Annotated in this window: 10 protein-coding genes; 4 read left to right on the top strand and 6 right to left on the bottom strand. The window is 40.5% G+C overall.

What is annotated here, in order from left to right; translation table 11 throughout:
- The 3 genes from ACLL8Z_RS14070 to ACLL8Z_RS14060 form a co-directional block, all read right to left on the bottom strand.
- Positions 1-803 (bottom strand): carboxypeptidase-like regulatory domain-containing protein (locus ACLL8Z_RS14070; RefSeq protein WP_411275426.1); only part of this gene is annotated, 803 nt, incomplete at its 3' end.
- 194 nt (positions 804-997) lie between these two features.
- Positions 998-2,014, bottom strand: coding sequence for a FecR family protein (locus ACLL8Z_RS14065; protein WP_411275425.1), 1,017 nt, complete (start codon positions 2,012-2,014; stop codon positions 998-1,000).
- 118 nt (positions 2,015-2,132) lie between these two features.
- The gene (locus ACLL8Z_RS14060) at positions 2,133-2,726 is read right to left on the bottom strand and encodes an RNA polymerase sigma-70 factor (RefSeq protein WP_411275424.1); all 594 of its coding nucleotides are present in this window, start codon (positions 2,724-2,726) and stop codon (positions 2,133-2,135) included.
- Positions 2,727-3,291: 565 nt separating this feature from the next.
- Here ACLL8Z_RS14060 and ACLL8Z_RS14055 point away from each other — a divergent pair.
- Positions 3,292-3,639 carry a hypothetical protein gene (locus ACLL8Z_RS14055; RefSeq protein ID WP_411275423.1) on the top strand — a complete coding sequence of 116 codons (348 nt, stop codon included), beginning with the start codon at positions 3,292-3,294 and terminating at the stop codon, positions 3,637-3,639.
- Positions 3,640-3,791: 152 nt separating this feature from the next.
- Here the strand turns inward: ACLL8Z_RS14055 and ACLL8Z_RS14050 are convergent, their stop codons facing one another.
- Together ACLL8Z_RS14050 and ACLL8Z_RS14045 are read right to left on the bottom strand one after the other, a co-directional pair.
- Positions 3,792-3,911, bottom strand: coding sequence for a hypothetical protein (locus tag ACLL8Z_RS14050; protein WP_411275422.1), 120 nt, complete (start codon positions 3,909-3,911; stop codon positions 3,792-3,794).
- A gap of 2 nt (positions 3,912-3,913) precedes the next feature.
- Complete coding sequence (locus ACLL8Z_RS14045) at positions 3,914-4,162, bottom strand: sensor histidine kinase (RefSeq protein WP_411275421.1); 249 nt, start codon at positions 4,160-4,162, stop codon at positions 3,914-3,916.
- Positions 4,163-4,708: 546 nt separating this feature from the next.
- On the opposite strand from ACLL8Z_RS14045, the gene ACLL8Z_RS14040 reads away from it, so the two are divergent.
- From ACLL8Z_RS14040 to ACLL8Z_RS14030, 3 genes are all read left to right on the top strand, one after another.
- Positions 4,709-5,611 (top strand): DUF4394 domain-containing protein, encoded by a 903-nt coding sequence (locus ACLL8Z_RS14040; protein ID WP_411275420.1) that lies wholly within the window; start codon positions 4,709-4,711, stop codon positions 5,609-5,611.
- Positions 5,612-5,792: 181 nt separating this feature from the next.
- Positions 5,793-7,514, top strand: a complete 1,722-nt coding sequence (locus ACLL8Z_RS14035) for a hypothetical protein (protein ID WP_411275419.1) — start codon at positions 5,793-5,795, stop codon at positions 7,512-7,514.
- A gap of 102 nt (positions 7,515-7,616) precedes the next feature.
- On the top strand, positions 7,617-8,645 hold the full coding sequence (locus ACLL8Z_RS14030) for a phosphotriesterase (protein ID WP_411275418.1): 1,029 nt from the start codon (positions 7,617-7,619) through the stop codon (positions 8,643-8,645).
- Positions 8,646-8,743: 98 nt separating this feature from the next.
- Here ACLL8Z_RS14030 and ACLL8Z_RS14025 read toward each other — a convergent pair.
- Positions 8,744-10,049: hypothetical protein (locus ACLL8Z_RS14025; protein WP_411275417.1), on the bottom strand; the 1,306-nt coding region annotated here is incomplete at its 5' end.

Genomic DNA, 10,049 nt, shown 5'->3' with positions numbered 1-10,049 from the left:
GTTACTGCTAAGTCCTTGATTTCTGAACTACCAAGCGATCCAACTGAACCTGTTAAGTCCTTTCTTTTTTGGGTTCCATAACCTACAACAACCACTTCATCCAATGCCGTATCCGCTGCTTCGAGTTTAACATTAATTGAAGTTCGATTATCCACTGATAATTCCTGCGTTATATATCCGATATAAGTAAATACAAGAATGCTGTTGTTATCAGGAACATTGATGGTATATCTTCCCTGGAGATCTGTGGAAGCTCCAATGGTGGTTCCTTTAATTTTGACACTAACCCCCGGAAGGGTTTCACCTTTTGAATCAGTAACCTGCCCCTGGATCGGTATATCAGCAACAGAAAGATCTTCTTCAACAGTTTTTATAGCCTGAGAAAATCGGGAATTATTGGTCAGAATAAGCACATTATTATCTACCTGTTTATACGAAAAACCGGTATCTTCCAGCAAAAGCTTAAGTGCTTGCTCAACCGTATAGGTTGAAGCACTAATAGTGCGAGATGGCACTGCCTTAAGCTCTCCTTTGCGGTAAACGAATCGAAAAGGAGTTTGCTCTTCGATCTTTTTGAAGGCTGTTAACAGTGCTTCGTTCTTTAATTCAAGTTTAACCTCAACCGAACTAATTTTCTGACTTTTGACTGGAAAAGCAAGCAGCAACTGTAAGGTAGTTGCCAATAATGCGATAGAAATAAAGCCGATCCGCATAAGTTGGTTTATTAATATTTTTCGGTTAACATTTACTGAAAAATAATAAACATGGGTAGTCCCCGGTGCATTAATTGTAAAATATTTCATATTTTTACAAGGTTTTTTATTGACCAATATCCTGTCTGGGATGTAATTAATTTAAAACAGCTACCGGATTCTAACCGGTCGGTAAAGCCCTCTGATACTCTTCATTGCCGTGAAGATGTCAGAGGTTTTTTTATGGAGGTAATGTCATAACCATTGTTCTGTATTCATTAATAATTGATTTATCATTACTTGAATTAATTACAACCGGCTCCATCCAGCACGACTGTTTTATTATCCTTTAATTGGTATTTAATGTGGTTAAATTCTCCGATTACATTCAAAATCTGCTGCAGGCTCTGGCTCTTCAAAAATGTAGCACTAAACCGGCAGTTCTTGATGATTTCATTAGCAAAAACAATAGAAACATTAAAGCGTTCCTCTAATTGATTTGCTACATCCGATACGCTTACATCATCAAAATAAATGTCCTCATTTTTCCAGGCGGTAATGGTTCCTGCATCAACTGGTTTTTTGAAATGGCGGCTAAGGTCTCTGTTAAAAACTACCTGCTCATCAGGTAGAATCACCATAAATGTACGGGTCCTATCACCTACTTTAACTTTTCCACGGGTTACAGTCACTATTACCGTTCCGGTCACTGAGTTTGCATTAATGTTAAAGGCCGTACCTAATACCGTTGTCTGCAGTTTCCCGGTACGTACTATAAATGGATGTGACGAATCGTGTATAATATCAAAATAAGCTTCTCCTTCAAGATATACCTCACGCACCCCATTTACAAGAAACTTTTCGCCAAACTCAATCTTACTGTTCTCATTCAGAATTACAGAACTCCCATCCGGTAAATTGATAAAGCGTCGACTTGGTTTATCAGGCTTAACCAGTTTTGTATTATTCACTTTAAGCTGAGGATTTGATGTTCTGAATTCCTTCGTATAAAACAAGGCAGATAGTGCGAATATCAGTACAGCAGCTGCCGCTTTAAGCCAGATTCCTTTACCCCTGCTTTTTATGGTTGCCGGCTTAATAATTTGGGAGGAAGTCATTATCTTGTTAAATATCGTCTCTGCCCTTTCTTCATACAAGGCCTTATTGGAATACGGCTCGTTCCAAAATTCATCTAAAAGAAGCTGAAGTTCTTTATTATAGCCATCCTTTTTCATCATGACGAGAAACTCTTCAGCTTCCTCCTGTGAAGCAGTCTTATTTACAAATTGATGAAAAAGATATTTGAACCTATGAATGGACATTATATCAGGTTTATTTAAAAGCAGGACTTCCAATACCTCCCTTTCAATTAGAGACAATTGGGAATAAATAAAGGGTGAGTCTGAAAGATTTTTTAAAGTGATTTTTCCACTTGTAAAATTACATAGGCAAATAAGCCATGATAGCAAGCACTATATAATTTGTAAAAGCAATGCGCAGAGTACTTACAGCTTTTTTGAGATGGGTTTTTACTGTATTCTTTGATAGCTCTAATTGGTTAGCTATTTCATTATATTTTAGGCCTTGATCACGACTAAGAGTATAGACCAGCCTTTGCTGTGGGGGCAATTGATTAACAGCATCATGCAATAAGTGCTTATAATCATTATAAATCACGGTTTCTTCAGTGCAATCCTGGTACTCGCTTTTATTCAAACTCAGATCTTTTAAGATAGCAGCTTCATGAGCTCTACGTTTTATGGCATTAAAAGCCTGGTTACGAACTAAGGTGTAGAGATATGCATCAAAACGGTTTATTAAAACTAAGTCAGCACGATTTATCCAGATCTTCAAAAAGGTATCCATCACGATCTCTTCTGCGAGCTCTTCATTATCAGTTATTCTGAAAGTATAATTAAAAAGCTTGTTGCTGTAACAATCGAAAATTTTACGGAAAGCCTGCTCATTACCCTGGGCGAGTAAACATATCAAATCCGATTCATTAATTAAGCCTGACTGTTTCAACCTGAACATTCATTTTAAATAACTAATATATAACATTAAAATAATTATAAGTAACAAATAAATATTACAAAGGCCTTCAATTTGTTTTTTTTGGCAAAGCTGACAAACGAACTTCTTATCATGTTTCATAATTTCAAATCTTGAGATTTATGGAAAATTAACTGGCTGACAGAAATCTACAAATTTCCATTGAGCTAATATTGGTCAGTTTGTCACGGAATAAGGTGCTCAGTTTCACCGGAATATACATCATGCTGATCAAATGGTAAGCAATCTCTTCGAATGTCCTGCTATTACGCGACTTATTGCCTGACGTATTTAGCACCGTCATACTTTTTTGCCGTTGAGTCATATACCCGCTGGGGAAGAAACTCAGCCAGCTGTGCGAAACAAATTTGCCCTGATTCATACTAAACCGATTATTCGGCCTAACCCAATCAATTCAAATCGTCACGCTCAGAATCAGTACTTAATTAATAGATTATCAACGATTCAAAGAATAATTTTTATTTTTTAATGGACACTGATAATTCCTTAATAACTTATTAAGGCTATCCTGTAAAACTCTGTTTTAATGTCTTTTACCGGACAATACTGGGAGCCATGGTATATAGGATACCACCCTCAGCCATGGCTCACAAGAGGAATGATCACAAAAGAAAATCCCGCAAAGGGGTTGTATCCAAAACTTGTTGCAGAAGGTTATGATCTGCATGAGCGTCATGCACTGATGGCGCCGCGACCCTTTCTGGTTTCAGGAGGTTCCGGAGATACGCCAAAGCGCGGGGTTCCATTAAACCACAGTATTGGTGTGAATCACCTTCTGGGATTCAAAAACCGCGTAGGGATGACTAATCGACCAACACATTCTCCAAATTTAGTATCAAATAAACAGGCTTATTTGTTTTTGAATATTTTCTGAAATAGTATAGGATTACAATAAATAAATAAGAGAAAACTAAGTTAAAGAAAGTAAAGTAGTGATGCTTATGGCATTGTTAAATGACTTGCCATACGTGAAAACTAAACCAATACTCCCTAGAAGGCCAAAGTTTTAGAAGCAGATCTTACTGCTCAACCTTGGTATTGAATCGGAATACTAAAATAAAACGTCGACCCTTCCCCTAAGCGACTGTTTGCTCCTATCGATCCCTTATGCACTCTTACTATTTCTGCAGATATATAAAGACCCATGCCTAAACCTGAAAATTCTGTGGCGTAGATTCTACTCTAAAATAGCGTTCGAACAAACGGGGAATCTTTTCCGAAGCGATCCCTATCCCAAAGTCAGTTACCGAAATTTTTATCTGATCTTCCAATTTTTCTGCTTTGATTATGATATCTGTTTTTGCGGGTGAATATTTGATTGCATTACTCAAAAGGTTAACAAGTACTTGTTCAAGACGTAATTTATCTCCCTCAACCCTATAGCTATCGGGTTCCACAGTCAGCTCTCCCTGGCTCTTGTCTCTCCTGAAGGTAGATGGATTAAGGTGAATCCCGCCTTATCCCATTTTTTTGGGACCTGATGATATGGGCTGCGTATTTCGCTATACCGTTCTTATTATTCCATTTGATCACAAAACGGACTGATTTTCCATTTGTTGCGTAGAGAAAATATCAGAGAAAAATTCAGCTGTTTCCGCAAACATCCCTTGTCCCTTTATTCCTATCATGATTGAAGTGTTTTGTGGCCTTAAACGTACTAATAATTATAATTTTTTCTGTCAGAAATACTCAGCATCCAGCGATACCACAGACCATTCCAGAATGCAGGCTTGATCCATGTAAGGTACGAGAGAAAGTCTCGTGCATGGCCAATTTTTATCGCCCCGGTGCTTTCATTACTAATTTCTTATAAAACTTTTACCTATAATTCTTTTCCTAAAAATTAATACTCAAAACTCTTCGGTATAATTGACACGTTAAGCTTTTATTGGCATTGTATTTATCGCTAAAATATTAATCAATTATATCTAAAAATGAAAAATATGGTAAAAAGTAACCTTGGGAAAATTGGAGCAATAGTATTGCTTACAATTTCAATGGCAGCATGCCAAAAAGACGATTCACTGATATCAGCAGACAATGCCAATAAGATATCATCTACCCAATTTAAAAGTAATAACAGCGATCCGCAGGGAATTACTTTTTTTGCACTTTCAGGTAACACGTTGGATAAGTATTCTACGTCGAACCCTGAGGATCTTTTAGGCTCGGCAACAATCACTGGCTTACAATCAGGTGAAAGAGTACTTGCCATTGATTTTCGTCCCGCGACCGCTCAATTATATGCTCTGGGCAGTAACAGCCGGTTATACACCATAAACCCTGAAACAGGCCTTGCCACTTTAGTAGCTCCTTTAACAACAATTCCGATGGGAACCACCACCCCTGTGGCTTTAACATTAATGGGTACATCTTTTGGATTTGATTTTAATCCAGTTGTTGATAGAATCCGTATTGTAAGTAATACCGGACAAAACCTTCGTGCACATCCCACCACCGGAGTTACCATAATAGACCGTTCCATTAATCCTCAACCTGCTATGGTAAATGGTGTAGCTTATGATAATAATGACAATGATCCAGCAACTCCGACGGAGTTATATGCATTAGATCCTTCAAAAGATTTATTATATGAAATTAACCCTCCAAACGCTGGAACTTTAGTGGAACCTCAGAACATTAAGTTAAAAATTGAGGGTGATGGCGGCTTTGATATTGCTCCTAGAAATGCAAATATAACCACAGATATCGCCCTGGGATTATATGAGGTGAACAAAAAATCTACGTTGTTTAGAATCGACGTAGAAACTGGTGTAACCAAGATATTAGCTTATTATAACAAAGATATCATGTATAGTGCAATAGCCATCAGCCCTGCTTTGTAGAAATAGCTGAATAGAAACGATTTAAACGAAACCCCTTAGATTAAATTCTGAGGGGTTTTTTGTTTCTATGGAATACTTGGCTTCCATCAACCTTTTTTATTGCAATTACTTTCCAACCGAATTCAATGAGAATTTAATAATCCTTCTAAATTTCTTAATTTTAAGGGATAACCTGATCACAATGAAACTTCTATTTAGATTCCTTTTCATTTTTTTAATTACTGCATCCTGCGGCTATGCACAGGTTAAGCAGTTAAACATACCCAGGGTAGATAAAATGGCTGATCTTCCACAGCCCCTGAAAATTATCGACTGGCATAAGATGTCGCTTGACTTTGACCGTACCATATATGACTTTCAGGCACAGGGTGCATACTGGCCGATGGTCTGGATCGACAGCACCGCCAAGAACTTTAACCAGCCGGTGGTAGGTATGTACACGGCCGTAGGCGATGTCAGGCAGGGTAAAAACAACAAAGGCATGTTCCATGAGGCTCTGGCCAGCATGGGCTCTGTATTGGGTGCCACTCTGGCTGGCATCGATAAAAGCGATCAGCAAGGGAAGAATTATGTAGCAATGTTGAAGAACTATTTCAACAGCGGCACAGGCTGGAATATCATGATGAACAATACGGCCCCCGAAGTAGCCCTGCTGGGCGGAGGTTATGGTCGCGACTGGTGGTATGATGTCTATCCCAACGTGCTGTTCTACGCCATCTACGACAAATATCCCGACGAACCGGATTTAGAGCGGCTTGCCCGGAGTATCGCTGAAAAATTCTTTAAGGCCGACTCCATATTGAATGGAAATTACAATTACTCCTATTTCGATTATGGGATGATGAAGCCTATGGTCAATAACATCTGCCTTCAGCCGGATGCGGCGGCCGGACATGCCTATGTGCTGTATTCAGCGTACAAAAAATTTGGCGATAAACGCTACCTGCAGGGTGCCATGAGCGCGATGAAAGCGCTGGAGAGTCAGAAAGTGAATCCCACTTATGAATTGCTGATGCCTTTTGGAGCCTATGTGGGTGCAAGGATGAACGTGGAAGAAGGCACTGATTTTGATGTTCAGAAATTGCTCGACTGGACCTTTGACGGAACTGCAATTTGCCGCGAAGGTTGGGGTTTCTTATTAGGAAAGTGGAACAACATTGATATTTCAGGCACGGTAGGAAGCACAGTGGACCATGGTGGTTACGGCTTCCTTATGAATACCTTCGACGCCGCATGGCCGCTAATCCCGCTGGTGAAATACCAGCCTTCCTACGCCACCGCTATTGGGAAATGGATGCTGAACGCAGCCAATGCCTCCCGGTATTTTTATCCGCAGTACATGCCAAAGGAACACCAGACTATTCCTGAGCAGATGGAAGTAACCAAAGGGGTGATAGCGTATGAAGGGATCTCTATGGCCTCCACCTTCGATGATAAGTATCTATCCTTAAAAGCGCCGGTGGCCCAGGGTGATGGTCCGAAATGGGTGCCCGGAAAGAATCCCGAAGTCTCACAGTTCAGTGTATACGGCAGTGCCCATGTGGGCATATTCGGCGGAATTATTCGGCCTACAAACGTAGAGGGTATTTTGCAGATTAACCTTCAGACCACCGATTTCTTCAAAGAAAAAGGCTATCCTTCTTATCTATACTATAATCCCTATGACAGTAACAGACAGATTTTGATACCCCTTAAAGCAGGCGAAAAAACCGACCTGTATAATACGGTTACCGGCCGTTTCATTGCCAGGAACCTAAGTGGATCCAGGAAGATCACATTGCCGGCACGTCAATCAGCTGTTATCGTTCTGGTACCTTCCAAAGGTAAAATCAGTTATAGCGGCACGATGTTGATGGTTAACGGCATTATCGTCGATTATTCGGCGAGTAATAGTGTACATTGATTACCCCATCCTCCAATTAATCATTCAGAATATTTAAATTCATTTAATATCCTGCATTATATGTCCTTCAAACCAAGCAATCGTTCGTGGCTAAATCTTAGAATGTTGAACAATTCAACTATTTTCCTGCTTGCTCTTTTCTTTCTGACAAGCTGTTCCCCCAAATTCAAGAAAGACACTCTGATTACTGTAAGAGGCAAAATGCCCGCTGAGAAGATGGGAATTAGCCTGATTCATGAACATATACTCGTCGATTTTATTGGAGCCGACAGCACCGGATATCATCGATGGGAAAAGTCGAAAGTGATTGAACGAGTGCTTCCTTTCCTGATGGAAGCTAAACAGAAAGGTGTACAAACCTTTTTTGAGTGCACCCCTTCATACCTCGGCCGCGATCCTTTATTATTAAAAGAGCTTTCCGAAAAAACAGGGATTAATATACTTACCAATACTGGTTATTATGGTGCGGGGGATAATAAATATATTCCCAAACATGCCTTCGACCAAACTCCGGAGGAACTTGCTAAAATTTGGATCGACGAATTTAAAAATGGAATAGAAGGCACCGGTGTAATCCCGGGGTTTATAAAAATTTCAGTTGCACGGAATGACATCTTATCGCCAATGCATGCAAAAATTATTAAGGCTGCAGCAATTACACATAAGGCAACAGGACTGACCATTGTTTCCCATACCGGCAACGATGGTCCGGCATTCGCGCAATTAGCAATTTTGAAAGCAGAAGGGGTGTCCCCGGAAGCTTTCGTGTGGACGCACGCACAGGACGGTACTTTCGAAGGGTATGTTAGAGCCGCAAAGCAGGGTGCGTGGATTTCTTTGGATAATTTGAATAAGAACAATTCGGGTAAAGCCGGGGGTATTGACTGGTATGTTGAGCTTTTAGCAAAATTGAAAAAAGAAAACCTCCTGCATAAAGTCTTGATATCCCATGATGCAGGCTGGTACAATCCCGGACAGGAAAATGGTGGAAACTTTCGTGCTTATACCGACATCTTCCGGTATCTTATTCCAGCTTTAAGGAAAAATGGCTTTAGTCAGAAGGATCTCAATTTATTGCTCATAAAAAATCCGCGGAAAGCCTATGCTGTAACGATCAGGAAAATTAAGTAGTGAAATCGGCAGAGTTTGTTTTCTTACGCCATCTAGCCAGTCCAGTTGGAGAAATTATAATTAAAAGTACTCCAACTAACGCGATTTCACATTAGCTATTAATTAGTCACCACCTTTACATCCTTAAACAAAAAGGGGTTGTCGCTCAGCCTTAGCTTCATTCCACTGGCGGTGGTTACATTTCGGAGAATGACTTCTTTCGTTCTTACAAAGGGAAAGATTTCCTTGTAAGAAGCATCTTTCATTTCCGGATTGAAATTTGAAAAAATGGCGGGACCCTGATAAGATTCCGGATGATTGGAATCGTTAATACGAAGGTTTTCGATCGTAATTCGGTCAGGCATATAACAGGTGTAGCCAAAATCATGCTGACTGGAATTAGCACCACCAATCAGGCTGGTAATTATGGGCTTGCCGCCGGCGGGCACGAAAACGCAGTTGCGGATAAAAACTTCTCCCTGCCAGGTACTGCCATAATCGGTGCGCAAATTAATTAAAGAATTGCCGTTGATGGTCGAATTTTCCACAGTCAGCACCCCGCTGCCAATCGCATTAATACCCATGTGCCCGAGGGTGGAGTTGCGGATGGTAGCGTTGGCAACCCCCATGTGGGCATCGAAACGGGAAAAGGTGCATGAATCATACAACAGATTTTTGCTGTAGTTAGACCCCATGATTCCCCAAAATGCTTTGTCATTGATATCATTAGTCTGGCTGCAGTTCACGATCGATACATTGAGTGCACGGTTCAACGAAAGATCGTAAGTGCCCATAGAAACGGGTTTTCCTGCTGCGCCAATGGTAACATAGGTTTTGTGTCCGGTGAGGACGGTGTTCTTAATCGTTACGTAAGCGCAATCGCTAATATTGATGAAGCCGCCATAGGGCGCTCCATGCTCTCCTTCACCAGTGACGCGATGTTCAAGCCCCGTGACAATAACATGGGAACGCCTGATGGCGATATTCCGGTTATAATAAGTGTACTTCGATTCAGCTTTATTGGCAATCGTCGTAAAGCGCCCACCAGCAATGGTTAATATTTTTTCATCGATGGGTAGAGCGGTGATATCAGTAACCTGGTCGAAGTCCCAGATAATTGGGGCATTCATATCCACGTTGCCGTTTTTATCAGCAATAAACATATCTGTTTGCGAAGCTCCGTTGTTTTGATTGAGCCCAAAACGTATATAGCGTTTTACATTTGCATTGGTAACGGTGATGAGGCAGGCCCCAGGCAGAGATTGCCCGATATTCTGCTGCTTCTTCTTTAACGAAGATATCGTTTCAAGTTTAATGGGTTGCAATCCAGAGCTGACCATAAAAACCGATGCATTACGATTTTGCACTTCGGTATCGTCGATGATGAAAGCTGCCGTCCCGAAATCGGTGTTGGTACGGATTACT

This window comes from Daejeonella sp., assembly GCF_046590655.1.
Classification (GTDB): domain Bacteria; phylum Bacteroidota; class Bacteroidia; order Sphingobacteriales; family Sphingobacteriaceae; genus Daejeonella.
The sequence above is the reverse complement of the archived record's forward strand: the minus strand, read 5'-3'. Positions and strand labels throughout refer to the sequence as shown.

Coding starts and splice junctions, on each gene's coding strand:
- ACLL8Z_RS14065 (WP_411275425.1), bottom strand. CDS start 2,014: ATGTCCATTCATAGGTTCAAATATCTTTTTCATCAATTTGTAAATAAG.
- ACLL8Z_RS14060 (WP_411275424.1), bottom strand. CDS start 2,726: ATGTTCAGGTTGAAACAGTCAGGCTTAATTAATGAATCGGATTTGATA.
- ACLL8Z_RS14055 (WP_411275423.1), top strand. CDS start 3,292: ATGTCTTTTACCGGACAATACTGGGAGCCATGGTATATAGGATACCAC.
- ACLL8Z_RS14050 (WP_411275422.1), bottom strand. CDS start 3,911: ATGGGTCTTTATATATCTGCAGAAATAGTAAGAGTGCATAAGGGATCG.
- ACLL8Z_RS14040 (WP_411275420.1), top strand. CDS start 4,709: ATGGTAAAAAGTAACCTTGGGAAAATTGGAGCAATAGTATTGCTTACA.
- ACLL8Z_RS14035 (WP_411275419.1), top strand. CDS start 5,793: ATGAAACTTCTATTTAGATTCCTTTTCATTTTTTTAATTACTGCATCC.
- ACLL8Z_RS14030 (WP_411275418.1), top strand. CDS start 7,617: ATGTTGAACAATTCAACTATTTTCCTGCTTGCTCTTTTCTTTCTGACA.